The sequence below is a fragment of the Actinomadura verrucosospora genome (genome assembly GCF_039540335.1).
Classification (GTDB): Bacteria; Actinomycetota; Actinomycetes; order Streptosporangiales; family Streptosporangiaceae; genus Spirillospora; species Spirillospora verrucosospora.
On sequence record NZ_BAABEV010000008.1, the window covers coordinates 204,892 to 228,628 of the forward strand.

The following is a 23,737-nucleotide window of genomic DNA, read 5'->3' on the forward strand; positions in this document are numbered from 1 at the left end:
GGTTCCGCCGGCCGCGAGAAGTAAGGATCAGATGGCGATCCTGTCGGCGGATCCGCGCGTCTCATCCAGGGACACGGATGAACGACGGGACGGGTTCCGATGGTGGGGTACGGGAAACGGTCGGGCTGGGCGGTGGCGGCGCTGCTGGCGGTCGGCGCGCCCCTGACCGGGCTGGCGCTGATCGTCGCCCAGGCCGCCCTGAACGCTTACGGGCCGTCGGCGCTGGCGGGCAACTGGGCGGGCACGGCGCTGTTCTTCGTGATGATGATGGCCGGATACGCCCTGCTGGTCTTCACGCAGCTGCGCTACGAGAACGTCCTGGTCTTCTTCGGCGCCTTCTTCCTGCTGGGCATCGGGGCGTCCGTGGTCGCGGGCGCGGTGTCGGACCAGGCTCTGCACGAGCGCGGACGGACCACGGCCTGCACCGTCCAGAAGGTCGACCGGCGCGAGGTCACCAGCACCGACAGCAACGGGAACACGACCACGGACGTCTACTACGACCACGACCTCGCCTGCGCCGAGCCGCGGGTGCGGACGATGACGACCGGGTCGGAGGTCGCGGACCGAGGCGAGCGCGTCCAGGTCGTGTACGACCCGCGCGGCCGCCTCGATCCGCGCCCCGCCGGCTCGGTGGGCGATCCGGGCTCCTCCCTGAAATGGGGGGCCGGCCTGTTCGGCGGCGGTGTCCTACTCCGCGTGCTGTTCGAGCTGGACGTCCCGCCGTTCGGGCCCGGGACGGGTTTCTGGCTCGGGCGTCTCCGCCGGCGGCGGAGGCGGCGCGTCAGAGTCCGGCGGCCATCTCCTTGACCTTCTCGATCAGGGCGAGGCGGCCCTTGTGGTCGCCGGCGATCGGGGCCACGTTGAGGGTCGTGACGCCGGACTCCTTCATCGCGGCGAGCCGCTCCCGGACGTGCTCCTCGGAGCCGATGAGGGACATCTTCTCCAGCAGCTCCTGCGGGACCTTCGCGGCGGCCTCGTCCTTCTTGCCGTCCAGGTACAGATCCTGGATCTCCTCGGCCTCCCTCTCGAAGCCGTAGCGCCGGGCGAGGTCGTTGTAGAAGTTCTTGCCCTTGGCGCCCATGCCGCCGATGTAGAGGGCGGCCATCGGACGGCCGAACTCCAGGAGGCCCTGCACGTCGTCGCCGATGGCGAGCGGGGACTGCCCGACCACGTCGAGCTCGCCGAGCGCGGGGTCGCGCTTGGCCTTCCCGGCCGCGAGCGAGGGCCCCCACACCTCCGCGGCCTTCTCCGGCATGTAGAAGATCGGCTCCCAGCCGTTGGCGATCTCGGCGGTCAGCTCGACGTTCTTCGGGCCGATCGCGGCGACCATGATCGGGATGTCGGCGCGGACCGGGTGGTTGATGAGCTTGAGCGCCTTGCCGAGGCCGGTGCCCTGGCCCTCCGGCAGCGGCAGGTGGTAATGCTTGCCGTCGTGCTGCACGCGCTCGCGGCGCCACACCTTGCGGCAGATCTCGATGATCTCCCGGGTGCGGCCGAGCGGCGCGGTGTAGGGGACCCCGTGGAAGCCCTCGATGACCTGCGGGCCGGACGCGCCGATGCCGAGCGTGAACCGCCCGTCGGAGACGTAGTCCAGCCCCGCGGCGGTCTGCGCGATCGCGGTCGGGGTGCGCGAGTAGATGTTGAGGATGCCGGAGGCGATCTCCACCCGCTCGGTCCTGGCGGCGATGTAGCCCATCTGGCTCACCGCGTCGAAGCTGTAGGCCTCCGCGACGTAGACGATGTCGAGGCCGGCCTTCTCGTAGTCGGCGAGCTCCTCGACGGTCTCCTTGAAACCGCCCGAGTAGCTGAGCGCCATACCGATGCGCATGGTGTCCCGCGCCCCTTCCTAAACCGAATCCGATTCCAGTCGAACGTAACCTACTCCCGGCCCGGGTCCGAGAGGAGGGGTCACGGCAGCGCGGGACCGTTCAGCGCGTCCAGCGCCTGCCGGTACATCGCGGTGCGGATCGTCGCCACCACCGGTCCGTTCTTGCTCGCCAGCGACGCCGCCCACTCCACGGCGGCGGGCAGCACCTCCTCCTCGGGCGCGGTGCGCTGCACGATCCCGGCCTCGCGCGCCTGCTCCGCGGCGTAGCGGCGGCCGGTGATCATCGCCTCGTGCGCGGTGGCCTTCGGGAGCCGCGCCGTGATCAGCGCGTTCATCCCGGGGGTGAAGGTCATGCCGAGGTCCACCTCGGGCAGGCAGAAGTAGCCGCGGTCGGTGCGCATGACGGCGAAGTCGTGGGCGAGGGCCAGCATGCCGCCCCCCGCGAAGGCGTGGCCGTTCAGCGCCGCGACCGTCGGCATCGGCAGGGTCAGCACGCGCGCGTACAGGGCGTGCACCCGCCGCAGGTAGTCCTCGAACCTGTCCTGGTTGGCGCCGAGCCATTCCAGGTCCAGGCCGTTGGAGTAGAACTTGCCGGTGCCGACGGTGACGAGCGCGCCCGGCCCGTCGTTCTTCGCCACCGAGTCGAGGGCCCCCTCGACCGCGTCGAGGAAGTCGGGGCCGAACCGGTTCTCGCCCGCGTCGAACCGCAGGACGTACACGTCTCCGTCGCGCTGGAGGTCGATCACGAACGTCTCCTTCTCCCCTGCCCGGCCCCGCTCCCGGAACCGGCCCGTATCGCGTGCCTGAGGTGACCCTACTCGCGAGTAGCGGCGATGGCGTCCGGCACGGCCAAAGTTGTCCATGACGGTCGTCATGGACAACGCGAGGACCGTATGATGAATGTCATAATCGTCCCATGGGGACGGACAGCAGGGAACGCATGGTGCGCAGCGCCGCCTTCCTCTTCCGCGAGCGCGGCTACAGCGGCACCGGGTTCCGTGACGTCATCGCCCACAGCGGCGCCCCGCGCGGGTCGATCTACCACCACTTCCCCGGCGGCAAGGCGCAGCTCGCCGAGGAGGCCGTCCGCTACGCCGGCGAGTTCCTCAACGCCGGCATCCTCGCCGCCACCGAGAGCGGTGACGCCGCGTCCGCCGTGGACGCCTTCACGGCCTGGTGGCGGCAGGTCCTGATCAAGAGCGAGTTCCGCGCCGGCTGCCCCGTCGTCGCCGTCACCGTCGAGTCCCACGACGAGGCCCCGCAGCTCGCCGCGGCCGCCGCGGCGGCGTTCGGGCGCTGGCAGGACACCCTCGCCACCGGGCTCGGCAACGCCGGCGTCCCCGACGACCGCGCGTCCCGCCTCGCCCGCCTGATCGTCGCGGCCGTGGAGGGCGCCACCATCCTGTGCCGCGCCCACCGCGACGTCGCCCCGCTGGACGACGTCGTGGCCGAGCTCAAGGACATGGCCCGCAGCGCCGCCGAGGAAGGCTAGGAGTTCTCGGCGACCAGCTCGGCCACGGCCTGGAGGGCCAGGACGTAGGACATGGTGCCGAAACCGGCGATGGTTCCGGTGGCGACGCCCGCGACGACGGAGTTGTGGCGGAACTCCTCGCGGGCGGCCGGGTTGGTGATGTGGACCTCGACGAGCGGGGCGGTGCGCTGGGCGACGGCGTCGCGCAGCGCGTAGGAGTAGTGCGTGAACGCGGCCGGGTTCAGCACGACCGGGACGCGCTCGTCGGCGGCCTCGTGCAGCCAGCGCATCATCTCGGCCTCGTCGTCGGTCTGCCGGACCTCGACGTGCAGGTCGAGGCGGCGGCCCGCGTCGCGGCAGACGGCGACCAGGTCGTCGAAGCTGGCCGTCCCGTAGGTGTCGGGCTCGCGGACGCCGAGGCGGCGCAGGTTGGGGCCGTTCAGGACGAGGACGCGGGTCATCGGGCGATCTCCCGGTAGGCGGCGGCGAGCAGCTCCTCGTCCGGGCCTTCGAGGCGGCCCGGCTCGGCGATGCCGTCGAGGACGACGAACCGGAGCGTGGAGCCCCGCGACTTCTTGTCGATGGTCATGGTGGCGCGCAGGCCGGGCCAGTCGGCGGCGTAGGAGACCGGGAGGCCCACGGCTTCGAGGATGTCGCGGTGCCGCCGGACGACGTCGGCGGGCAGCCGCCCGGCGAGGCGGGACAGCTCGGCGGCGTACACCATGCCGATCGCGACGGCGTGGCCGTGGCGGAACCGGTACTCCTCGTTCTTCTCGATGGCGTGCGCGAGGGTGTGGCCGTAGTTCAGGATCTCGCGGAGGCCGCTCTCCCTCAGGTCGGCCGACACGACGTCGGCCTTGACCCGGACGGCCCGTTCGACCAGCTCGCGGGTGTGCGGGCCGTCGGGGTGCGCGGCGCCCTTCGGGTCCTCCTCGACCAGGGCGAGGATCCGCGGGTCGGCGATGAAGCCGGCCTTGATGATCTCGGCGAGGCCGCTGACGTAGTCCTCGCGCGGCATCGTCACCAGCGTGGCGAGGTCGCACAGGACGCCGGCGGGCGGGTGGAACGCGCCGACGAGGTTCTTGCCCTCGGGGACGTTGATGCCGGTCTTGCCGCCGACCGCCGCGTCCACCATGCCGAGCAGCGTCGTCGGGACGAGCACCGCCCGCACGCCGCGCAGCCACGAGGCCGCCGCGAACCCGGCGAGGTCGGTGGTGGCGCCGCCGCCGACGCCGACGACGACGTCCGTGCGGGTCATGCCGAGGCGGGCGAAGGACGACCACAGCCCGGCGAGGACGCCGACCTCCTTGGCGGCCTCGCCGTCCGGGACGGGCAGCGCGTGCACGGCGTACCCGGCCTGTTCGAGCGCCCCGCACACGGGACGGGCGATCTGCGGCAGCCCCTCGGCGTGGACGACCGCGACGGTCCGGGCCCCCTCCCCGACGAGGGCGGGCAGCTCGCCGAGCACGCCCGTCCCGATGACGACGTCGTAGGGGTCGGCGCCGCCGACGTGCACCCGGGCCTGCGTCACGCGTCCCCCTCCAGGGCCCTCACGACCTCGTCGACGACGTCGGCGGGCTCGCGCCCGTCGGTGTCGACGTCCACGGTGCCGAGCCGCTCGTAGATCGGGAGCCGCTCCTCCAGCAGCTTGCGCATCTGGCTGCGCGGGTTCAGCACGAGCAGCGGCCGCGCCGACGCCAGGCCGACCCGCTTGATCGCCTCGGCGAGGCCGACCCGCAGGTAGACGACGGTGTGCCCGGCGAGCAGGTCCTGCGTCTCGGCCGCGAGGACGGCGCCGCCGCCGAGCGCGACGACGCCGTCGTGCTCGGCCAGCGCCTCGGCGACGGCGGCGCGCTCCAGCTCGCGGAAGCGCTCCTCGCCGTCGTCGATGAAGATCTCGCCGATGGGCTTGCCCGCGGCCCGCTCGACGTCGGCGTCGGTGTCGCGCAGCGTGACGCCGAGGCGTTCGGCCAGCCCGGCGCCGACGGTGGACTTGCCCGAGCCGGGCGGCCCGATGATGACTGCCTTCGGTCGCATGGCCACGCTCACTTGATCGTCAGGGAGGACAGGTATCCGCGCAGGTTGCGGGCGGTCTCCTCGACGGAGTCGCCGCCGAACTTCTCCAGCGCCGCGTCCGCGAGGACGAGCGCGACCATCGCCTCGGCGACCACCCCGGCGGCCGGGACGGCCGTCACGTCGCTGCGCTGGTTGATCGCCTTGGCGGGCTCGCCGGTCGTGACGTCGATCGTGTCGAGCCGCCGCGGGACGGTCGAGATCGGCTTCATCGCGGCGCGCACCCGCAGCACCTCGCCGGTGGTCATGCCGCCCTCGACGCCGCCGGCCCGGTTGGTGCGGCGGCGGACCCCCTCCGGAGTCGCGTCGATCTCGTCGTGCGCCCGCGAGCCGGGCCGCCGCGCGGTGGTGAACCCGTCGCCGAGCTCCACGCCCTTGATCGCCTGGATGCCCATGAGGATGCCGGCGAGCCGGGAGTCCAGGCGCCGGTCCCAGTGGACGTGGCTGCCGAGGCCGGGCGGGAGCCCGTAGGCGAGCACCTCCACCACGCCGCCGAGGGTGTCGCCGGCCTTCTTCGTCTCGTCGATGTGCGCGACCATCCGCTCCGACGCCTCGCCGTCGAAGCAGCGCACCGGGCTCTCGTCGACCCGCGCCAGGTCGCCGGGCTCCGGCAGGACGCCCTCGGGGGCCTCGACCTCGCCCAGCGCGATCACGTGGCTCAGGACGTCCGCGCCGAGGGCCTGCTTGAGGAACGCCTTGGCGACGGTGCCGAGCGCGACCCGCGCGGCCGTCTCCCGCGCGCTCGCCCGCTCCAGGACGGGCCGCGCGTCGTCGAAGCCGTACTTCTGCATGCCGACCAGGTCGGCGTGGCCGGGCCTCGGCTGCGACAGCGGGGCGTTCCTGGCCTGGGCCGCGAGGACGTCGGCGTCCACGGGGTCGGCCGACATGACCGTCTCCCACTTGGGCCACTCGGTATTGCCGACCTCGATCGCGACCGGCCCGCCGAGCGTCGCCCCGTGCCGGACGCCCCCGATGATCGTGACCTTGTCCTGCTCGAACTTCATCCGGGCGCCCCGGCCGTGGCCGAGCCTCCGGCGGCGCAGTTCCTCGGCGATGTCCCCCGAGGTCACGCGCACTCCGGCCGGCAGCCCCTCCACGATCGCGGTCAGGGCCGGGCCATGGGACTCCCCCGCGGTCAACCATCGCAGCATGGGAGGAATCCTATTGACTCCGCGTGCCCGCCCGTGACGGCGTCCAGCATCTGAGAGGCTCGTCGGGGAGGTGGCGATGGGAAGGGCCGGTGCGGACGGGGTCGAGACGAGGCGGGCGCTGCTGGGCCAGGCGCGGGCGTCCGCCCAGCTGGGGTCGCCGATGTACGCCGAACTGCTCACGCGGGCGGCGGAGGATCCGGGCGCGGTCGTGACGGAGGTGCTCGGGGAGCGCACGCGGACCGGCTACATCCTGGGCATGCTCGGCACGGTGCACCGGCTCGTCCTTGAGGGCCGGGCGCCGGAGCTGGCGGCGTACTACCCGACCGCCGGCGGGACGCGGGACCCGCTGGAGGCCTGGCCCGCGTTCCGGGACGTGCTGGCCGGGCACGCGGCCGAGGTCCGCGACGGCCTCCTCGATCCGCCGCAGACCAACGAGGTCGGGCGGGCGGCGCCGCTCGTCGGCGGGCTCCTCGCGATCGCCGACGCCTGCCGTCCCGCGGGCGCCCCGGGCCGGTCCCTGCCGGTCAGGCTGCTGGAGATCGGGGCCAGTGGGGGCCTGAACCTGCGCGCCGACCGCTTCCGGTTCCTGCACGAGAGCGGCGCGTACGGCCCGGAGTCGCCGGTCGTCCTGCCGGACGCCTGGCGGGGCCTTCCCCCGGTGGGCGCGCCGCTCGCCATCGCCGAGCGGCGGGGATGCGACCCGAACCCGCTGGACGCGGCCTCGCCCGCCGGGCGGCGGCGGCTCCTGTCGTACGTGTGGCCCGACCAGACGGCCCGGGTGGCGCGGCTGCGGGCGGCGTTCGAGGTCGCCGCGCGGGTCCCCGCGACGGTCGTGAAGGCGGGCGCCGCGGACTTCCTGGAGGGGCTGGCCCCCGAGGAGGGCGTCGCCACGGTCGTGTGGCACTCGACGATGCGCGCGTACATGTCGCGCGACGAGGCCGCGCGCGTCGACCGGAGCATCGAGCGGGCCGGGGCGGCGGCCACCCCCGAAGCGCCCGTGGCGCACCTGTCGTTCGAGGGCCGCGACGCCTCGCGGCTCGACGTCCTGCACGTCGTGACGCTGCGGCTGTGGCCGGGCGGGGAGCCGGTGATCCTCGGTGAGGGCCCGTCCCACGGCCTCCCCACCACCTGGTTCTCACCGCCGCGCCCCCGGTAGGGCGTCAGGACCGGCCGAGGGCTCGATCGATCGCGACCCGCACGGGGGACGACGGAGGCAACGGGCCCGCCGGAATCAGGGGCGGCTGCGCCATGAACCGGGGGACGGTGCCCCGGTGCGCCTGCGCGGCGTGCACCAGGAACGGGTGGCACAGGTACACGTCGCCCGCCTGCCCCGTGGCGTAGGCGAGCGGGCGGTGCTCGGTCGCGGGGACGGCCTTGCCCGCCAGGTCCATGAACGTTAGCCCCGCCTCCCCCGCCGACTCCAGGATCGGCGGGACGTCCAGGTGGGAGCCGACGCGGATGCGGGTGGGCCCGTCGTCCTCCCCCACGTCGGAGAACAGGAACAGCATGAGCAGCGCGCGGCCCTTCGACGCGACGTTCACCCGGTAGGACATGAAGTCGGCCGGGTCGTCGCCGGGGAAGCTCGCGTCGATGTGCCAGCCGTCGTCGCCGGGCGGCTGGTCGCTGGGGAACCGCACCGGGAACGTGCCGAGGCCGGCGCGCGGCAGCCAGGCGCCCTTCCCGACGACGGCGTCGAACGCGGCGTGCAGGGGGCCGGTGTTCACGGCGGCCCGGAACGGCTCCTCGGCGTGGTCGCCGAGCCGCACGACGGGATGCGCCCACGTCGCGGGGTCGTGGGGGTCGCAGCCGGTGTCGCGCCACAGGATGTCGCGGCACTCGGCCGCCAGTTCCCGGGGGAACGCCCGCTCCACCCGGACGAATCCGTCGGCGATGAAGGCGTCAACGTCGATCATGGCGCCAGGGTCGCAGAGCGGCCGCGGCGGAGGCCAGCGATTAATCGCGCCCCGGCCGCCCGTCCGGGGGGCCTACCTGCGCAGGACGTTCAGTTCGACGCCGCCGACGATCCGGCCGCGCAGGAGTTCGGCGAGGCGGTCGGAGACCCGCTGGACGGTGCCCCGCTCGTCGTGCCCGGGCACGACGGCGAACCGGACGGCGATCTCCGCGGAGGTGCCCTCGACGACGCGGACCCCGCTGACGGAGGGGTCGGAGCCGAACGCGGCCTCGACCGCGGCGAGGATGTCGGGGTCCTCGTGCGGCGGCGGGATCGGGCGGCCGTCGGCGAGCAGGTGCAGGCGCAGCCCGTCCACGGCGAACGGGACCGGGCCCGCCACGTCCACGACCAGGGCGTCGGCCCCCTCGTCGAGGGCGGCGCGGCAGGCGTCGCCGGCCCGCACCGCGACCGGGCGGGCGTCGGCGCGCCAGGCCTTCATCGTCTCGGTGCAGGTGAAGCCGAGCACGCCGCGCCGCCCGTCGTCGCCGATCAGGGTGGGCAGCGCCATGTCGCTCGACTTCTCCCGCCGCAGCTCGCCGGGCGCCGCGGGCTCCTCCTCGGTGAGGACGGCGACGATCGGCACCAGCAGCCGCGCGCCCTGGAGCCGCCGCAGCACCGCGTGCACGCCGACGCGGCCGGACGCGTACCCGGCGAGCGCCTCGCACAACCGGGGATCGGCGCTTCCGTCGTCCCCGGGGAACTGTGGTTCGGGAATGGTCAGTCCGGACACGCCAGGAAGGCTATAGCCTCCGGCGACCGCGAGGGGCTACTCCGCGGATACTCTCCGCGTCCGCGGCGCGCTCACCCGAGGTCGGCGATGGCCGCGACGGTGCCGCCGCCCGAGGGCCCCTGGTGCACCGCCGCGACCGACACGAACACCGCCGGGTCGCCGGTGACGGACGCGGCGACGCCGCCCACGCACGCCTTGATCTGCCGGTGCCAGTGCACGTCGGAGTCGTCCAGCATGATGTTGCGGCGGCCCCGGACCGAGCCCCGCGGGTCGGCCTCGCACTTGATGAACACGTTGACGAGCCGGTCGCCGAGGTCGGACGTGCGGGGCCGTTCGGGCAGGTCCAGGCCCGTCGACCGGACGGCGTCCCAGATCCCGTCGGCGTCGAGCGCGTCCTTCATCACCCCGTGCCCGGCCCGGTACCGGCCGCCGATGCCGCGCACGTTGCCGACGACCACGATCTGCGCCCGGTCCAGCTCGACGCCGGACGAGCACGACGCCACCGACGAGTACAGCGACAGGTCCCTGTGGATCTGCTCGGCGGACGGCGGCTCGATCTCGCCGAGCGCGACCGCGATGCCGAGCGCGGTCGTGGAGTTGGAGATGTCCATCGACTTGAGGGTGTCCTCGGTGACCACGTCGCGGCCGCGCTTCCTGGCGTCGTTGATCGTGTCGAGGGTGAGCAGCGGCGTCTTCGTCTGCACGTAGTGGACGTCGGCCGGATCGTCGATCCCGGCGGTCTTCATGGCCTCGCGCACGCCGGCGGCGACGGTCTCCACCATCGCGGGGCGGCCGATGTCCTCGGGCAGGATGACCTCGCTCATCGCGACGCCGACCGACAGCCGCGGCTCGTCGGTGGCGGGGACGCGGGCGGGGTCGGCGGTCGCGAAGACGGTCGCGTGCGGGCTGAGCACCCCGTCCGTGCCGCCCGACCACACCAGCGGGACCCGCGCCACCTCGTCCGCGGTGCGGGTGCCCTTCGCGAGGAGCACCTCGCGGAACGCCCGGTCGGCGAGCAGCCGCGTGTAGTCGTTCACGCCGCCGTTGCCCTCGGTCTTGCCGACGACCGCGAGGACCCGGTCGGCCTCCAGCACGCCGTCGTCGACCAGCCGGGCCAGCCCGGACGCGTCGGTCACGCTCTCGATGGGGATCTTGCGGACTTCGATCGGATCGGGCACCGTCATCGCTCCTCACCTGCTGTGTTGATCGGTCTCTACCCGGGGTCAGCCCTCGACGACCGTCCCGGCCCTGCCGTGCGCGGCGTCGCCGAGCCGGGCCAGCGAGGCGATCGCGGCGCGCCGCCCGCCGGACGCGACGAACCGCCGCACCGCCTCGACCTTCGGGCCCATGCTGCCGCCGGCGAAGTGCCCCGCGGCGGCCAGCTCCGTCAGCTCCGCGACCGTCGTGCGGTGCAGCGGGCGGGCCCGCGGCGTCCCGAACCCGGTCATCGCGTTCTCCACGTCGGTGGCGATCACGAGGGTGGTCGCCTCCAGGCGGCGCGCCAGCAGCTGCGCGGCCAGGTCCTTGTCGACGACGGCCTCGACGCCGTGCAGCACCCCGTCCGACCGGGCGACGGGCACTCCCCCGCCGCCCGCGGCGACCACGACGTGCCCGGCGTCCAGCAGCACGGCCGCCGCGTCGGCATCCAGGATCTCCAGCGGCTCGGGCGAGGCGACGACGCGCCGCCAGCCCCGGTCCCCGAACCGCTTCCACACCTGCCCGAGCGCCATCGAGCGGCGGGCCTCCGCCTCGGGGAAGTACCGGCCGATCGGTTTGGCGGGGGCCGCGAACCCGGGGTCGGCGGCGTCCACCAGCGTCCGCGTCACCACGGTCGACACCGGGCGGGCGGCGCCCCGCGCGGCCAGCGCCCGCTCCAGCGCGTTCATGACCATCACGCCGACGGTGGCCTGGGTCTGCGCGCCGCACCAGTCCAGCGGGACGGGAGGCACCACCGCCGACGCCAGCTGGTTCTTGATCAGCAGGTTGCCGACCTGGGGGCCGTTGCCGTGCGTGAGCGCGACCCGCGCGCCCGCCGCGACCAGGTCCGCCACGGGCGCCATCGCGGCCTCGATCGCGGCCGCCTGCGCGTCCGGGGTCGCGCTGCCGTCCGGCGCCGTCATGGCGTTCCCGCCGAGGGCGACCAGGATCCGCTCGCCGCCGTGTCCACCGCTGCGTCCGCCCGCATGGCCCCAGGTCACGGGACGGACGCTAACCCGCGCGGCGGTTGCCCCTCACGGGCGAATTCCGCCCAACGAACGCCGGTTCTTCGGCAAGTTCCGGCGGTTCTCCCCGGCGCCCGCGGAGCGGGGAGGCCTCAGCGCAGGCGCGCGAGACGGCTCACCGCCTCGTCGATGACCTCGTCCTTCTTGCAGAAGGCGAACCGGACGAAGTGGGCGCCCGCCTCGGCGTGGTCGTAGAACACCTGGCTCGGGATCGCGACGACGCCCGCCTTCTCCGGCAGCGCGCGGGCCAGCTCCCTGCCGTCGGTGAAGCCGAGCGGGCGGATGTCGGCCTGCACGAAGTAGGTGCCCTGCGGGCGGCAGGTCGCGAACCCGGCCGCCTCCAGGCCGGTGATGAGCCGGTCCCGCTTGGCCTGGAGCGACTTGCGCAGCTCCACGACCCACGGGATCTCGTTGCGCAGCGCGTACGCGGCGGCGTGCTGGTAGGGGGCGCTGACCGCGTAGGTGAGGAACTGCTTCACGGTCTGGACGGCCCGGATGTAGGGGGCGGGCGCCGTCACCCACCCGGTCTTCCATCCGGTCACGGAGAACGACTTGCCCGCGGACGACACCGACACCGTCCGCTCGCGCATGCCGTCGAGCGTCGCCAGCGGGACGTGCTCGGTCTCGTCGAACGTCAGGTACTCGTACACCTCGTCGGTGATCGCCACCAGGTCGCGCTCGCGGCAGACGTCCGCGATGGCCTCCAGCTCGTCCCGCGTGAACACGGTGCCGGCCGGGTTGTGCGGCGAGTTCACCAGGATCGCCCGGGTGCGGGGGCCGACGGCGGCGCGCAGCTCGTCCGGGTCGAAGGTGAAGCGCCCCTCCACCGGGCGCAGCGTGACGGGCCTGCGGACGGCCCCGGCGAGCGCGATCACGGCCGCGTAGGAGTCGTAGTACGGCTCGAACACGACGACCTCGTCGCCCGGCCCCGCCAGCGCCAGCACGGACGCGGCGATCCCCTCGGTGGCCCCGACCGTCACGAACACCTCGGTCGCCGGGTCGAACGACAGCCCGTACCGCTCCCGCCGCTGCGCCGCCACGGCCTCCCGGAGTTCGAGCAGTCCGGGGCCGGGCGGGTACTGGTTCGCGCCCGCCCGCACGGCCTCGACGGCCGTTTCCAGCATCCGCGGCGGACCGCTGGTGTCCGGGAAGCCCTGGCCCAGATTGATGGCCCCGGTCCGGACGGCGAGAGCCGACATCTCAGCGAAGATCGTCTCGCCGAATCCCTGCATGCGCTCGACCAATGGCTCGCTCACGCCCCAAGCCTAGGCCCCCGGCCCGGCGTGCACGGCGCCGCCGGGACGGCCTCCCGATCAGATCCAGCCCATGTCGAGGGCGGCGCGGGCGGCGCGGACGCGGGTGGGCTCGCCCATCTTGGCCATCGCGGTGGACAGGTAGTTGCGGACGGTGCCCTCCGACAGGTGCAGGTCGGCCGCGATGCGGGCGGTCTCGGCGCCGGCCCCGGCGAGGCGGAGGACGTCGCGCTCGCGCTCGGAGAGCGGGTTGTCCCCGGCGGCCATCGCGCTGGCGGCCAGCTCGGCGTCCAGGTACCGGCCGCCGCCGTGGATCTTGCGGATGGCGCTGGCGAGCTCGTCGGTGGGGGCGTCCTTGGCGACGAAGCCGCGGACCCCGGCGGACATGGCGCGGCGCAGGTAGCCGGGGCGGCCGAAGCTCGTCAGGATGCACACCGCGCAGCGGGCGCCGGCGGCGTGCAGCTCCTCGGCGACGGCGAGGCCGTCCGCGCCCGGCATCTCGATGTCGAGGACGGCCACGTCGGGGTCGTGCGCGGCGACCGCGGCGCCGACCGCGTCGCCGCGGCCGACCTCGGCGACGACCTCCAGGTCGGGCTCCAGGCCGAGGAGGGCGGCGACGGCGCCGCGGATGAGGTGCTCGTCGTCGGCGAGCAGGACACGGATCACGCGGGCCGCCCGGCCGTGAGCGCCTGACCGGCGTCCGTCCCGTCGCCGCGCTCGTGCGCGGGCGGGAGGGGAACGGCGGCGCGCAGCAGGAACCCGTCGCGGCCGTGCCGGCCGGCGGTGATCTCGCCGCCGAGCACGGCGACGCGTTCGGCGAGGCCGGTCAGGCCCGAGCCCCCGGCGGCCTCGGCGCCGCGGACGCCGTCGTTGCGCATCTCCAGGACCACGGAGTCACCGTAGGGGACGCCGCCGCGAGCGGGGCCGCCGTACACGACGAGCGAGATCGCGCAGTTCCTCGCCTCGCTGTGCTTGATGACGTTGGTGGCGCCCTCGCGGATCACCCAGGCGAGCACCGAGCCGACCTCCGGCGGCAGCCCGTCCGGCGGGCGGCCGATCTCGCAGCGCACCCCGGCGGCCTCCAGGACGGCCCGCACCCCGGCCAGTTCGGCGTCCAGCTCCACGGCCCGGTAGCCGCGGACGGCGGCGCGGACCTCCCGGAGCGCCTCCCTCGCGGCGTGCTGGACGTCGGCCATCTCGGCGCCCGCCCGGTCGGGGTCGTCGCGCACCGTCCGCTTGGCCAGCTCGCTCTTCACCGCGATGAGGGACAGGCTGTGGCCGAGCAGGTCGTGCAGGTCGCGGGAGAAGCGGAGCCGCTCCTCGGTGACCGCGAGCCGGGCGAGGGCGTCGCGGGCCGCGTAGGCCTCCTGGTGCAGCTCCCACATGCGCCGCTGGTACCGGTTGACGAACACGACGAACCCGGAGATCGCGGTGTACAGGGCGAACAGCACCGGGAAGATCGCGTACCAGGGGGCGTCGCCGTCGGGGTACAGGCGCTCCGCGGCGATCGTGCCCACCGCCCCGCAGTGCGCCCCGGTGCCCGCGCACAGCGCGGCGATCCGCCTCCGTCCCATCGGGGACAGCACCACGGCCGAGACCCAGAAGACGGGGATGACGCTGAACCACGGGCTGGTGAGCAGCATCAGGCTCAGGGCTCCGGCGACGGCGCCGCTTCCCACGGCGTCGCGCCTGGACGTCGTGCCTTCGAGTCCCGCCCGGACGAGGCGCGCGTAGTACCAGGCGAGCACCGCGAGCCCCGCGACGGCCGCGACGATCACCGGCACGGGCGCGTCGCCGTCGGTGTACGCCTCTTCGAGGCCGTACAGGCCCGGCAGGACGAAGCCGACGGCGGCGAACATGAACGAGCGGTACGTCACCCGCCTGTACCGCTCCAGCTTGCGGGCGGCCTGTTCCTCGATGTCCGCCGTGGTCGCGACCGCCATGGTTCCGTTCCTCCTCGCATCGCACTGTAACGGGGCCCCGCGGCGCGTCAGGCGCGGCGCGGCTCCCACCGGAACCAGCGGGTGGCCAGCAGGCGTCCGAACGCGGCCCAGAAGGCCAGGAGGAAGAACGGCCGCACGCAGCTGAGCCAGCCTTCCGCGATGCCGACGGACGGGTGTCCGGGGCGGTGCACGAAGTCCTGGCCGAAGTACCCCGTCCGGACGATCTCCACGACGGGGCTGAGCGGCACCCACCGGCAGGCCTCCTGGACCCAGCCGGGCAGGCCGCCCATCGGGAACATGACGCCGGCCCCGAGCATGCAGCCGAACATGATCGGCAGGACGGTGAGCTGCGCCAGCTCCGCGTTCGGCGTGATCCCCGAGACGGCGAACGCCAGCGTCGCGAACACGGCGGCGCCGCCCGCGAGCCCGGCCAGCACCAGGACGGGGTCGGCGGGGATCCGGCCGCCCATCGCGGCGCCGAGCAGGACCAGCAGCGCCGCGGCCTGCACCGCGTACAGCGCGGTCGCGGTGAGGACGCTGCCGGCGCTGATCTCCGCGTCCGACAGGGCGGTGCCGCGCAGCCGCTTGAGCGTGCGGTCCTCCCGGCGGGCGGTGAGCACGTTGACGAGGTTCATGAAGACGGCGAAGACCAGGAAGAACCCCAGGTGGCCGGTGCCCTGCAGGAGGGCGCCGTCGACGCCGTCGATCCTCTCGCCGCGGACCGGGACGAGCATGGCCGCGAACAGGACGGGCAGGCCGGCGACGGTGAACAGGGCGGTCCGGTTCCGCCAGAGCAGGACGAGGTCGAGCCGGGCGACGCGCAGCACCGCGGCGGAGCTCATCGAGGGGAGGATCATCGGGAGGCTCCTTCGGCGGTGCGCAGGAAGACGTCTTCGAGGGAGGCGCTGCGCGCCCGCAGGCCGTCCAGCCGGACGCCCTCCCGGTCGGCCCAGCGCAGCAGCTCGTAGAGCCCCGACTGGAGCCCCGGGGCGTCGCCGTCTCGGTCACCGTCGCCGGAGGGCAGGGCGTAGGACGCGACGGCGCGCCCGCCCTCCACCCGGACGTCGGCGCGGGCGCCCCGCAGCGGGGGCAGCTCGGCGACCTGGACGCGCTCGGGCAGCCGGAACTCGATGCGGTCGCCGTGCCCGGCGACGACGTCGGCGACCGTCCCGGACGCCTCGATCCGGCCCCGGTGCAGGATCGCGAGCCGGTCGGCGAGGTGCTCGGCCTCCTCCAGGTAGTGGGTGGTGAGCAGGACGGCCGTGCCGCCCGCCACCACGTCCCGGACGATGTCCCAGGTCGCGCGCCGGGCCTCGGGGTCCATGCCGCTCGTCGGCTCGTCCAGGAACAGGACGTCGGGCCTGCCGAGCAGGGCGAGCGCGAGGTCGAGGCGGCGCTTCTGGCCGCCGGAGAGCTGCCGCACCCGCACGCCCGCCTTCTCGGCGAGCCCGGCCAGGGCGACGACCTCGTCGCGCGCCCGCGCGGCGGGGGTGAAGCCGCGCCAGTGGTCGACGGTCTCGGCGACGGTGAGGTCGGCGAAGAAGCCGCCGTCCTGCAGCATGATGCCCATGCGCGGCCGGACCCGGCGGCGCTCCCGGTGCGGGTCGTGGCCGAGGACGCGGACCGTGCCCTCGTGGACGGTCCGGTGCCCCTCCAGCGTTTCCAGGGTGGTGGTCTTGCCCGCGCCGTTCGTGCCGAGCAGCGCGAACAGCTCCCCCGGCGCGACCTCGAACGAGATCCCGGCGACGGCCTCGAAGTCCCCGTACCGCTGCCGCAGGCCGTCGACGCGGATCGCTGGGTTCGTCTCCATGGCCCCAGCCTCGCGCCCGCGCGTGCGCCCCGGTAGAAGCGCGTGTCACCGGTCCGGGACGCGCGCCGTCAGGTGATCGGCGTGACAGGTGTCATGCCGCGGCCTCAGCCCGCGACGCTGATGACGTGCCGGACGGTGGACAGGTCGCCCGCCACGTCGAGGAGCGCGGTGGCGAGGTCGGTGCGGGCGATCGACAGGCCGCCGAGGACGTTGCGGTCGGCGGCCTTGCGGTAGCGGCCGTTGCCGGGGCCGGCGGTGAGGCGCGGCGGGCGGACGATCGTCCAGGCGAGGCCGCTTTCGCGGGTGACGGCCTCGGCGGCGCGCATGTCGGCGAACGCGTGCTTGAGGAGCGGGCCCAGGACGAGCGGCTTGACCACGAACCGGGTGAACGGGTCGTCGCCCGGTCCGGCGTGGAGCCCGGACGCGCTGGTCAGCACGAACCGCTCGGCCCCGGCCGCCCGCATGGCCGCGGTGATGGCGCCCGCGCTGGCCGCGCAGACGCTGGTCGGCCGGCGGCCGTCGCGGGTGCCGATCGCGGTGACGACGGCGTCGCGGCCCTGGACCGCCTCCTCGATCGCCGCCGGGTCCATGACGTCGGCCTGGACGACGTCGGCGCAGGCGCGGACCTCGCCGGGCAGGGCGGCGGGGTCGCGGACGACGGCGGTCACCTCGTGCCCGGCGTCCAGCGCGCGCCGGACGACCTGGACGCCGGTGCCGCCGGTCGCCCCGAACACCGTGAGCTTCATCGGGTCCTCCTGGGAATCGGTGCGAAAGAGGGTGAGTGAGTGCTTACTAACCTCTATCATGGTGAGCGTTCACTCACCTGTCAAGGGGGCCTCATTGAGCGACGCGCGCGAACGGATCCTCGACGCCGCGGCGGACGTCATGCGGCGGCACGGGGTCGCCCGCGCCACCACCAAGGAGATCGCGAAGGCGGCCGGCTACTCCGAGGCGCTGCTCTACAAGCACTTCCGCGACAAGGACGAGCTGATGCTGCGCGTCCTGAAGGAGCGCATGCCGCCGTTCACCTCGATGGGCGTCCCGGGCGAGGAGACCGTCGAGGCGAACCTCGTCAGGATCGTGCACGGCGCGCTGGGCTTCTACCGGCGCTCGTTCCCGATGATGGTCTCGATGGCGGCGCAGCCGCGGCTGCTGCACGCGACCCGCGAGTCGCTGCGCGAGTACGGCGCGGGCCCGCACGAGCCGGTGCGCGCGCTGGCCCGCTACCTGGACGCCGAACGCGAGCTCGGCCGGGTGGCCCCGACCGCCGACACGCAGGCCGCGGCGGCCCTGCTGATGGGCGCCTGCTTCCAGCAGGGGTTCCTGCTCTACTTCGCGGAGTCCGAGGACCCCCCCGAGCCCTTCGCCCGCGGCCTGGTCCGGCCCGTCCTCGCCGAACTCCTCCCCTAGAGCTCGCTCAGCCGGCTCTTGACGACCTTGCCCATGGCGTTGCGGGGCAGGGAGCCGACCAGGTGGACGACGCGGGGCCGCTTGTGCACCGACAGGCGCTCGGCCACGAAGTCGATGAGCTGCCTCTCGCCGACCCCGTCGGCGACGACGTAGGCCGTGACCTGCTCGCCGAGGTCGTCGTGCGGCGTCCCGACGACGGCGGCCTCCCGCACGGCGGGGTGGGCGAGCAGCGCGTTCTCGATCTCCCCGGCGCCGATCCGGTAACCGCCGCTCTTGATCAGGTCGGTGGACGCGCGCCCCACGATCCGGTGCCAGCCGTCCGGGCCGATCGTGGCGATGTCGCCGGTGCGGAACCAGCCGTCCGGCGTGAACGACTCCGCGGTCGCCTCCGGCCGGTTGAGGTACCCCTTGAACAGCAGCGGCGCGCGGACGTGCAGCTCCCCGGGCGTCTCCCCGTCCGGCGGGACGGCCGAGCCGTCCTCCGCGGCCAGGCGGGTCTCCACGCCGGGCAGCGGCGTGCCGACGTAGCCGGGGCGCCGGTCGCCCTCCGCGCGGGCGCTGACCGTGATGAGCGTCTCGGTCATGCCGTACCGCTCCACCGGGCGGTGCCCGGTGAGGGCCGAGAGCCGCTCGAACACGGGCACGGGCAGCGGCGCGCTGCCGGACACCAGCAGCCGAGCGCCGCGCAGGGCCTCGGCGGTGGACGGGTCCGCCGCCGTCCTCGACCAGACGGTGGGGACGCCGAAGAACAGGCTGCCGCCGTCGTCCCGCGCCGCCGCCGCGTAGAGCTCCGGCCTCGGACGCCCGGTGTGGACGAGGGGCGACCCGACCCGCAGGGGCCCGAGAACGCCGAGAACGAGCCCGTGCACGTGGAACAGCGGAAGCCCGTGGACCAGGACGTCGCCGGGCGTCCAGGCCCACGCCTCGGCGAGGGCGTCGAGCCCGGCGGCGATGGCGCTCCGCGAGATCAGCACGCCCTTCGGCGCGCCCGTCGTCCCGCTCGTGTAGAGGATCAGGGCGGTCGCGTCGGCGGGGACCTCCGCGTGCCCGCCGCTCCCACCGCTCCCGCCGCTCGGCAACCGGTCGACCGGGAGGAGCGGCGGCTCCGTCACGGACGCCTCCGTCGCCCCGTCCGCGAGGATCAGGTCCGCGCCGGAGTCGCCGAGGATGTGGGCGCGCTCGGCGGGCCCGGAGTCGGGGGGCAGCGGCACCACCGGGACGCCCGCGAGGAGGCCGCCCACGACCGCCGCGACCGTCTCCAGGGACGCCGTGGCGTGCACGGCGACCGCGTCCGCGCCCCGGATCTCCGCGGCGACGGCGGACGCCCGGCCGAGCAGCTCGTCGCGTGGCAGCTCCCGTCCGGCGATCCGCACCGGGCCGCCCGTCCCGCCGAGCAGATCCATCACTCGCCCCTTTCCTCGTTCTCCCGTTCCTCCAGCCAGGCCATGACCGCGCCGGTGTGCTCGCCCAGCAGCGGCGGCGCGGTGTGCTCGCGCCGCGGCGCGCCGTCGAAGCGCAGCGGCGGCCCCGGCAGCTCGATCGGGCCGAGCTGGGGGTGGTCCACCTCGACGACCAGGCCCTGCGAGCGGGTCTGCTCCCACTCGTACACCTCGTCGATCGACCGGATCGCCCCGGCCGGGACGCCCGCCTCGCCGAACCGCGCGAGCCAGGCGTCGCGCGTGCCGGCCGCGAGGGCCCGCTCGATGTCGGCGGTCAGCTCGGCGCGCCGGGCCGCGCGGTCGGGGATCGTCGCGTAGCGGGCGTCGTCCGGGTCCAGGCCGACGATCGGCGCGAACCTGCGCCACAGGTTCTGGTTCGCGACGCCGATCTGGATCTGCCCGTCCGCGCAGCGGAACGTCCCGTAGGGGGCGATGGACGGGTGGTCGTTGCCGACCGACTCGGGGACGTCCCGGGCGACGGTCCAGCGCGTCCCCTGGAACATGTGGGCCCCGACCACCGACGCCAGCAGCGAGGTGCGGACGACGGCCCCGCGCCCGGTGCGGGTCCGCTCGTACAGGGCGGCCAGCACGCCCGCGACGCCGTTGCCCGCGGCGAGGATGTCGGCGATCGACAGGCCCACCTTGCTCGGCGTGCCGGGCGGCCCCGTCACGCTCATGATCCCCGCCTCGCCCTGCATGATCGCGTCGTAGCCGGGCCGTCCGCCCTCGGGCCCGTCGTGCCCGAACCCGGTGATGGACAGGACGACCAGCCCCGGGTTCAGCTCGTGCAGCCGCTCCACCGGGAAGCCGAGCCGGTCGAGCACCCCCGCCCGGAAGTTCTCCACCAGCACGTCGGCGTGCCGGACGAGCCGGGCGAGGACGTCCCGGCCCTCGTCCGACTTCAGGTCGAGGGTGATCGACTCCTTGTTCCGGTTGATCGACAGGTAGTAGGTGCTCACGCGGTCCGCGCCCGCGAACGGCGGGCCCCACCCCCGCGTCTCGTCCCCGGTGCCGGGCTGCTCGACCTTGATCACGCGGGCGCCGAGGTCGGCGAGCGTCATGGTGGCCTGCGGGCCCGCCACGACGCGGCTGAGGTCGACGATCACGACGCCTTCGAGCGGTCCGGGCAAGGGACGTTCTCCTTCTCGGGGCTCCGGGGGGACGGCTCCGTTCTCGGGCGGGCTCGGGTACCTGGAAGTATGCCGTCCGTGCCGCCGTCTCCCGTGTCCCACCCCGGAGGAGGGTCCTCCAGCGTGACCTACGCCGCGCTCGCCGCGCGGCTGCTCGCGCTGCCGCCGTCCTGCGGCCCGGTGCGGGTCGTCGCGGTGGACGGCCCGAGCGGCGCGGGCAAGTCCACGTTCGCGGGCCACCTGGCGGAGGTCCTGGTCGGCGCCCCGGTCGTCCGGTCGGACGATTTCCGGGTGCCGTGGGACGCGGACCCGCTCACCTGGTGGCGCCCCCTCCGGCACGCGGCGCTGGGCCCGCTGCGGGACGGGCGGCCCGCCGTGCTGCGCCGCTACGACTGGCGCCACGACCGCTACGGCCCCGAGGAGAGCGTCCCGCCCGCTCCCGTGCTGCTCGTCGAGGGCGTCGGCTCCGCCTGGGCGAAGGCGCCCGCCGCCTACCGGATCTGGATCGACGCGCCGTACGACCTGCGCCGCGCCCGCGCCCTCGACCGGGACGGCCCCGAGTACGCCGGGGCCTGGGAGGACTGGGCCGTCCGCGAGCAGGCCCACTTCGCCGCCGACGCCACCGCCGACCGCTGCGATCTCCTCGTGGACGGCACGACCTTCACCCCGCACCGCTTCAGAGCCCTTCCCGGACCGGCGGACGACCGCCCTCCTAGAGGAAACGGCGGATGGGCGTGATCGACAGTTCCTTGGCGCGCTGCGCCACGGAGCGCCGGGCCCACCGGGCGTGGTCGACCCGCTCGCTGCGCGCGAGATCCTCCTCGAAATGGGCGTCCAGGGTCGCGGTCAGATCCTTGTCGATCACGGCCAGCATGACCTCCTCGTCGTGATCGAGGGACCGCCGGTTGAAGTTCGTGGACCCGATGAGCGAGACCATTCCGTCCATCGTGAGGATTTTCGTGTGCAGCATCGACGGCTGGAACTGGTTAATGCGCACGCCGCACTTCAAAAGGTCCTCGTAATGGCGCTGACTCGCCAGGCGGCTCACGCGCTTGTCGGCGTGCGGGCCGGGGAGGAGCATTTCCACCTCGACCCCGCGGGCGACGGTCTCGCACAGCAGGTTGACGAAGTAGTCGTCGGGCGCGAAATAGGCGGAGGCCACCCGTAGCCGCCGCTCGGCCAGCTGCAGGACGACGCGCAGAAGGGTCTGCATGTCCTGCCAGCCGACGCTGGCCGACCCCCGCACCACCTGCACCACGGCGTCGCCGGCCGGTTCGTGGCCGACGAAGTGGTCGCGGTCGTCGAACAGCATGTCGTGGCACTCGGCCCAGTTCTGCGCGAACGCGGCCGCGATCCCGTCCACCGCGGGCCCGCGGACCCGGAAATGGCTGTCGCGCCACTCGCTCTCGTCCCGGGCGTCACCGCACCATTCCTCCGCGATGCCGACCCCGCCGGTGAAGGCCACCCGCTCGTCCACCACCAGGACCTTCCGGTGACACCGGTGGTTCTGCTTGAACGGCGACACGTACACGGGCTTGCGGAACCAGGCGACCGTCACGCCCGCCCGCTCCATCCGCCTCACCAGGTCTTTCTCGATCTGCCAGGCGCCGATGCCGTCCAGCAGCAGCCGGACCCGCACCCCGGCGCGGGCGCGCTCCGACAGCGCGTCGGCGAAGCGGTGGGCGATGTCCCCGCGCCAGTACACGTAGGTCATCATGTCGATGGTGCGCCGCGCCCCGGCGATCTCGTCCAGCATCCGGGGGAAGATCTCGTCCCCGTTGCGCAGGGGCGTCACGGCGTTGCCCTCCGTCGCCGCCACGCCGATCAGCCGCTCCAGGGCGCGGCGGATCCGGTGCGCGCGATCGTCGGACGGGGAGGAGAGCAGATCGTCTCCGGGGGGCGTCGGTTCCTGCTGCGACACGGTCATTCTGTTGTCTTCTCCTTATGCCAAGGCCGACGATCGACGGACTCGTGCCGCCACACCGAAAGCACGAAAGCGATCGCCGCTCGGCCCGGATGCGTCCCCGCGGATACGCGTTTCATGCCGCCGCGCCATGAGGTGAGAGCGAATCGACATCATTTCCCGGCACCCAATGCACGCGGCCGGACACCGAGAGTACCTCCGCCCGGCCGTGGTCCTTACCGCGCCCGGAAATGGGCCCTGTCAGGAAGACCAGCCGGCCGAAAAGCGGATCACAGAACCCCGGACGCCGGGCGGCCGCTCCCCTCGTCGCGCGCGGCTTCAGGCCGAGGCGAGGAAGTCGAGCACTCTGCTCCAGGTCAGCTCGGACGCGGCGGAGTCGTGGTCGGGGAGATCGGGGTCGGTATAGAAGTGGCCGACGCCCGGGTAGCGGAAGATCTCCAGCTCGGCGCCGGCGGTCCGGGCCGACCGCCGCAGGGCGGCGACCTGCTCGGGCGGGGCGAAGGGGTCCGGCTCGGCGGCGTGCAGTTGCACCCGGAGGCCCGGCCGGACGGACGCCGGGATCTCGGCGGGGGCGTGCAGCAGGAGGACCCCGGCGGCGTCGGGGCGCTCGGGCCAGACGGCGCCGACGACGCCCGCGCCCATGGAGAGGCCGGCCAGCACGGTCCGGTCCGGCATGGCCTGGAGGGCTTGGCGGGCGCGCTCGACCACCGTCGTCCAGCCGACCTGGTCGGCTATCCGGAATCCCTGGTCGAGCGTGGCCGCGGTACGGCCGCCGAACAGGTCCGGTGCGAGGACCTCATGCCCGGCGCGGCGCAGTCGCTCGGCCGCGGCGAGTTCGGCGGAGCGCAGCCCGAGGACGGAGTGGAACAGCGCGACATGAGCCATACCGGCATCATGCCGTGGACTCCGCCGTCGATCCGGCTCTGGTAATCGGCCCGGCCCGCGGCGAACGTTGACCGCATGAGCATTTCCTTCTCCCTCGACCACATCGGCATCACCGTTCCCCCCGCGGACCTCGACGCCACCATCGACTGGTACTCCCGCGCGCTCGGCTTCACCGTCGACCGGCGGTTCGACACCTACGGCATGACGTTCGTCTTCCTCGTCCGCGGGGACGTCAAGATCGAACTGATGGCGGTCGCGTCGACCCGCCAAGCGCCCACGGACAACGTCCTGTCGAGCATGGACCCGGCGCGCCTGCACCACTTCTGCCTCGCCGTCACCGATCTCGACGCGGCCGTCTCCGAACTGCGCGACCTGGGAGCGGACCTGATCGGCGGGCCCATGGCGGTGGCGGAGATCGGTCAGCGCGTCGCGTTCGTCAGCGACAACCTCGGCAACATCATCGAGCTCACCGAACCCGGCACCCGGCCCGGGTCGTCGGGCTGATCGAGTGCGGGCT

The 23,737-nt window shown here is 74.1% G+C and carries 26 protein-coding genes; 6 read left to right on the top strand and 20 right to left on the bottom strand.

The features are described 5' to 3' along the window. Nucleotides 1–99 precede the first annotated feature (99 nt). Nucleotides 100–807 carry a hypothetical protein gene (locus tag ABD944_RS12490; RefSeq protein WP_345175518.1) on the top strand — a complete coding sequence of 236 codons (708 nt, stop codon included), beginning with the start codon at nucleotides 100–102 and terminating at the stop codon, nucleotides 805–807. Here the strand turns inward: ABD944_RS12490 and ABD944_RS12495 are convergent. Beyond that, nucleotides 782–1,828 (bottom strand): LLM class F420-dependent oxidoreductase, encoded by a 1,047-nt coding sequence (locus tag ABD944_RS12495; RefSeq protein WP_345175519.1) that lies wholly within the window; start codon nucleotides 1,826–1,828, stop codon nucleotides 782–784. The two genes, ABD944_RS12490 and ABD944_RS12495, sit on opposite strands and share 26 nt — an antisense overlap. A gap of 80 nt (nucleotides 1,829–1,908) precedes the next feature. Further along, nucleotides 1,909–2,574 (bottom strand): enoyl-CoA hydratase-related protein, encoded by a 666-nt coding sequence (locus ABD944_RS12500; RefSeq protein WP_345175521.1) that lies wholly within the window; start codon nucleotides 2,572–2,574, stop codon nucleotides 1,909–1,911. 170 nt (nucleotides 2,575–2,744) lie between these two features. On the opposite strand from ABD944_RS12500, the gene ABD944_RS12505 reads away from it, so the two are divergent. After that, nucleotides 2,745–3,320 carry a TetR/AcrR family transcriptional regulator gene (locus ABD944_RS12505; RefSeq protein ID WP_345175523.1) on the top strand — a complete coding sequence of 192 codons (576 nt, stop codon included), beginning with the start codon at nucleotides 2,745–2,747 and terminating at the stop codon, nucleotides 3,318–3,320. Here ABD944_RS12505 and aroQ read toward each other — a convergent pair. The 4 genes from aroQ to aroC are packed head-to-tail and all read right to left on the bottom strand — an operon-like array spanning nucleotide 3,317 to nucleotide 6,523. After that, nucleotides 3,317–3,760, bottom strand: a complete 444-nt coding sequence (aroQ, locus tag ABD944_RS12510; RefSeq protein ID WP_345175524.1) for a type II 3-dehydroquinate dehydratase — start codon at nucleotides 3,758–3,760, stop codon at nucleotides 3,317–3,319. The genes ABD944_RS12505 and aroQ overlap by 4 nt on opposite strands. Next, a complete protein-coding gene (gene aroB / locus ABD944_RS12515; RefSeq protein WP_345175526.1) occupies nucleotides 3,757–4,830 on the bottom strand; it encodes a 3-dehydroquinate synthase in 1,074 nt (357 codons plus the stop codon). Before aroB ends, aroQ begins: the two co-directional genes overlap by 4 nt. Further along, nucleotides 4,827–5,336 (bottom strand): shikimate kinase, encoded by a 510-nt coding sequence (locus ABD944_RS12520; RefSeq protein ID WP_345175528.1) that lies wholly within the window; start codon nucleotides 5,334–5,336, stop codon nucleotides 4,827–4,829. Before ABD944_RS12520 ends, aroB begins: the two co-directional genes overlap by 4 nt. Nucleotides 5,337–5,344: 8 nt before the next feature. Then, nucleotides 5,345–6,523 (bottom strand): chorismate synthase, encoded by a 1,179-nt coding sequence (gene aroC / locus ABD944_RS12525; RefSeq protein WP_345175530.1) that lies wholly within the window; start codon nucleotides 6,521–6,523, stop codon nucleotides 5,345–5,347. 76 nt (nucleotides 6,524–6,599) lie between these two features. Here aroC and ABD944_RS12530 point away from each other — a divergent pair, with 76 nt between their 5' ends. Beyond that, nucleotides 6,600–7,679 carry a DUF2332 domain-containing protein gene (locus ABD944_RS12530; RefSeq protein ID WP_345175533.1) on the top strand — a complete coding sequence of 360 codons (1,080 nt, stop codon included), beginning with the start codon at nucleotides 6,600–6,602 and terminating at the stop codon, nucleotides 7,677–7,679. A gap of 4 nt (nucleotides 7,680–7,683) precedes the next feature. Here the strand turns inward: ABD944_RS12530 and ABD944_RS12535 are convergent, their stop codons facing one another. The 10 genes from ABD944_RS12535 to ABD944_RS12580 form a co-directional block, all read right to left on the bottom strand. After that, nucleotides 7,684–8,436: a phytanoyl-CoA dioxygenase family protein gene (locus ABD944_RS12535; RefSeq protein ID WP_345175535.1), complete on the bottom strand. Its 753-nt coding sequence runs from the start codon at nucleotides 8,434–8,436 to the stop codon at nucleotides 7,684–7,686. Nucleotides 8,437–8,508: 72 nt separating this feature from the next. Then, on the bottom strand, nucleotides 8,509–9,204 hold the full coding sequence (locus ABD944_RS12540; RefSeq protein ID WP_345175537.1) for an SseB family protein: 696 nt from the start codon (nucleotides 9,202–9,204) through the stop codon (nucleotides 8,509–8,511). A 71-nt stretch (nucleotides 9,205–9,275) separates the two neighbouring features. Beyond that, a complete protein-coding gene (bar, locus tag ABD944_RS12545; RefSeq protein WP_345175539.1) occupies nucleotides 9,276–10,388 on the bottom strand; it encodes a barbiturase in 1,113 nt (370 codons plus the stop codon). A gap of 39 nt (nucleotides 10,389–10,427) precedes the next feature. Next, on the bottom strand, nucleotides 10,428–11,402 hold the full coding sequence (locus ABD944_RS12550; RefSeq protein WP_345175542.1) for a carbamate kinase: 975 nt from the start codon (nucleotides 11,400–11,402) through the stop codon (nucleotides 10,428–10,430). 116 nt (nucleotides 11,403–11,518) lie between these two features. Then, nucleotides 11,519–12,682 carry a pyridoxal phosphate-dependent aminotransferase gene (locus ABD944_RS12555; protein ID WP_345175543.1) on the bottom strand — a complete coding sequence of 388 codons (1,164 nt, stop codon included), beginning with the start codon at nucleotides 12,680–12,682 and terminating at the stop codon, nucleotides 11,519–11,521. Nucleotides 12,683–12,739: 57 nt separating this feature from the next. Further along, nucleotides 12,740–13,345, bottom strand: a complete 606-nt coding sequence (locus tag ABD944_RS12560) for a response regulator transcription factor (protein ID WP_345175544.1) — start codon at nucleotides 13,343–13,345, stop codon at nucleotides 12,740–12,742. Continuing rightward, nucleotides 13,342–14,622, bottom strand: a complete 1,281-nt coding sequence (locus ABD944_RS12565) for a sensor histidine kinase (RefSeq protein WP_345175546.1) — start codon at nucleotides 14,620–14,622, stop codon at nucleotides 13,342–13,344. Before ABD944_RS12565 ends, ABD944_RS12560 begins: the two co-directional genes overlap by 4 nt. A 47-nt stretch (nucleotides 14,623–14,669) precedes the next feature. Beyond that, complete coding sequence (locus ABD944_RS12570) at nucleotides 14,670–15,479, bottom strand: ABC transporter permease (protein WP_345175549.1); 810 nt, start codon at nucleotides 15,477–15,479, stop codon at nucleotides 14,670–14,672. Then, nucleotides 15,476–16,432 carry an ABC transporter ATP-binding protein gene (locus ABD944_RS12575; protein WP_345175551.1) on the bottom strand — a complete coding sequence of 319 codons (957 nt, stop codon included), beginning with the start codon at nucleotides 16,430–16,432 and terminating at the stop codon, nucleotides 15,476–15,478. The genes ABD944_RS12570 and ABD944_RS12575 overlap by 4 nt, the downstream gene beginning before the upstream one ends. Nucleotides 16,433–16,536: 104 nt before the next feature. After that, nucleotides 16,537–17,178 carry an NAD(P)-dependent oxidoreductase gene (locus ABD944_RS12580; RefSeq protein WP_345175553.1) on the bottom strand — a complete coding sequence of 214 codons (642 nt, stop codon included), beginning with the start codon at nucleotides 17,176–17,178 and terminating at the stop codon, nucleotides 16,537–16,539. Between the two features lie 94 nt (nucleotides 17,179–17,272). Between ABD944_RS12580 and ABD944_RS12585 the strand changes: the two genes are divergently transcribed. Further along, a complete protein-coding gene (locus ABD944_RS12585; RefSeq protein WP_345175555.1) occupies nucleotides 17,273–17,842 on the top strand; it encodes a TetR/AcrR family transcriptional regulator in 570 nt (189 codons plus the stop codon). Here the strand turns inward: ABD944_RS12585 and ABD944_RS12590 are convergent. Both ABD944_RS12590 and ABD944_RS12595 read right to left on the bottom strand, forming a co-directional pair. Then, a complete protein-coding gene (locus ABD944_RS12590) occupies nucleotides 17,839–19,245 on the bottom strand; it encodes an acyl-CoA synthetase (RefSeq protein ID WP_345175558.1) in 1,407 nt (468 codons plus the stop codon). The genes ABD944_RS12585 and ABD944_RS12590 overlap by 4 nt on opposite strands. Then, on the bottom strand, nucleotides 19,245–20,411 hold the full coding sequence (locus tag ABD944_RS12595; RefSeq protein ID WP_345175560.1) for a CaiB/BaiF CoA transferase family protein: 1,167 nt from the start codon (nucleotides 20,409–20,411) through the stop codon (nucleotides 19,245–19,247). The genes ABD944_RS12590 and ABD944_RS12595 overlap by 1 nt, the downstream gene beginning before the upstream one ends. Nucleotides 20,412–20,534: 123 nt before the next feature. Between ABD944_RS12595 and ABD944_RS12600 the strand changes: the two genes are divergently transcribed. Next, entirely contained in the window at nucleotides 20,535–21,149 is a 615-nt protein-coding gene (locus ABD944_RS12600) for a uridine kinase family protein (protein ID WP_345175562.1), read from the top strand. Here ABD944_RS12600 and ABD944_RS12605 read toward each other — a convergent pair. After that, entirely contained in the window at nucleotides 21,124–22,338 is a 1,215-nt protein-coding gene (locus tag ABD944_RS12605; RefSeq protein ID WP_345175564.1) for a phospholipase D-like domain-containing protein, read from the bottom strand. The two genes, ABD944_RS12600 and ABD944_RS12605, sit on opposite strands and share 26 nt — an antisense overlap. 315 nt (nucleotides 22,339–22,653) lie before the next feature. After that, nucleotides 22,654–23,220 carry a dienelactone hydrolase family protein gene (locus ABD944_RS12610; protein ID WP_345175566.1) on the bottom strand — a complete coding sequence of 189 codons (567 nt, stop codon included), beginning with the start codon at nucleotides 23,218–23,220 and terminating at the stop codon, nucleotides 22,654–22,656. 75 nt (nucleotides 23,221–23,295) lie between these two features. On the opposite strand from ABD944_RS12610, the gene ABD944_RS12615 reads away from it, so the two are divergent. Then, nucleotides 23,296–23,724 carry a VOC family protein gene (locus ABD944_RS12615; protein WP_345175567.1) on the top strand — a complete coding sequence of 143 codons (429 nt, stop codon included), beginning with the start codon at nucleotides 23,296–23,298 and terminating at the stop codon, nucleotides 23,722–23,724. Nucleotides 23,725–23,737: the final 13 nt, after the last annotated feature.

What these genes read in the sequence shown, in the direction of transcription:
- ABD944_RS12520 (WP_345175528.1), bottom strand. Translation starts at nt 5,336, where the DNA reads ATGCGACCGAAGGCAGTCATCATCGGGCCGCCCGGCTCGGGCAAGTCC.
- ABD944_RS12590 (WP_345175558.1), bottom strand. Translation starts at nt 19,245, where the DNA reads ATGGATCTGCTCGGCGGGACGGGCGGCCCGGTGCGGATCGCCGGACGG.
- ABD944_RS12580 (WP_345175553.1), bottom strand. Translation starts at nt 17,178, where the DNA reads ATGAAGCTCACGGTGTTCGGGGCGACCGGCGGCACCGGCGTCCAGGTC.
- ABD944_RS12615 (WP_345175567.1), top strand. Translation starts at nt 23,296, where the DNA reads ATGAGCATTTCCTTCTCCCTCGACCACATCGGCATCACCGTTCCCCCC.
- ABD944_RS12570 (WP_345175549.1), bottom strand. Translation starts at nt 15,479, where the DNA reads ATGATCCTCCCCTCGATGAGCTCCGCCGCGGTGCTGCGCGTCGCCCGG.
- ABD944_RS12535 (WP_345175535.1), bottom strand. Translation starts at nt 8,436, where the DNA reads ATGATCGACGTTGACGCCTTCATCGCCGACGGATTCGTCCGGGTGGAG.
- aroC (WP_345175530.1), bottom strand. Translation starts at nt 6,523, where the DNA reads ATGCTGCGATGGTTGACCGCGGGGGAGTCCCATGGCCCGGCCCTGACC.
- ABD944_RS12530 (WP_345175533.1), top strand. Translation starts at nt 6,600, where the DNA reads ATGGGAAGGGCCGGTGCGGACGGGGTCGAGACGAGGCGGGCGCTGCTG.
- ABD944_RS12610 (WP_345175566.1), bottom strand. Translation starts at nt 23,220, where the DNA reads ATGGCTCATGTCGCGCTGTTCCACTCCGTCCTCGGGCTGCGCTCCGCC.
- ABD944_RS12605 (WP_345175564.1), bottom strand. Translation starts at nt 22,338, where the DNA reads ATGACCGTGTCGCAGCAGGAACCGACGCCCCCCGGAGACGATCTGCTC.
- ABD944_RS12505 (WP_345175523.1), top strand. Translation starts at nt 2,745, where the DNA reads ATGGGGACGGACAGCAGGGAACGCATGGTGCGCAGCGCCGCCTTCCTC.
- bar (WP_345175539.1), bottom strand. Translation starts at nt 10,388, where the DNA reads ATGACGGTGCCCGATCCGATCGAAGTCCGCAAGATCCCCATCGAGAGC.
- ABD944_RS12490 (WP_345175518.1), top strand. Translation starts at nt 100, where the DNA reads ATGGTGGGGTACGGGAAACGGTCGGGCTGGGCGGTGGCGGCGCTGCTG.
- ABD944_RS12495 (WP_345175519.1), bottom strand. Translation starts at nt 1,828, where the DNA reads ATGCGCATCGGTATGGCGCTCAGCTACTCGGGCGGTTTCAAGGAGACC.
- aroQ (WP_345175524.1), bottom strand. Translation starts at nt 3,760, where the DNA reads ATGACCCGCGTCCTCGTCCTGAACGGCCCCAACCTGCGCCGCCTCGGC.
- ABD944_RS12565 (WP_345175546.1), bottom strand. Translation starts at nt 14,622, where the DNA reads ATGGCGGTCGCGACCACGGCGGACATCGAGGAACAGGCCGCCCGCAAG.
- ABD944_RS12575 (WP_345175551.1), bottom strand. Translation starts at nt 16,432, where the DNA reads ATGGAGACGAACCCAGCGATCCGCGTCGACGGCCTGCGGCAGCGGTAC.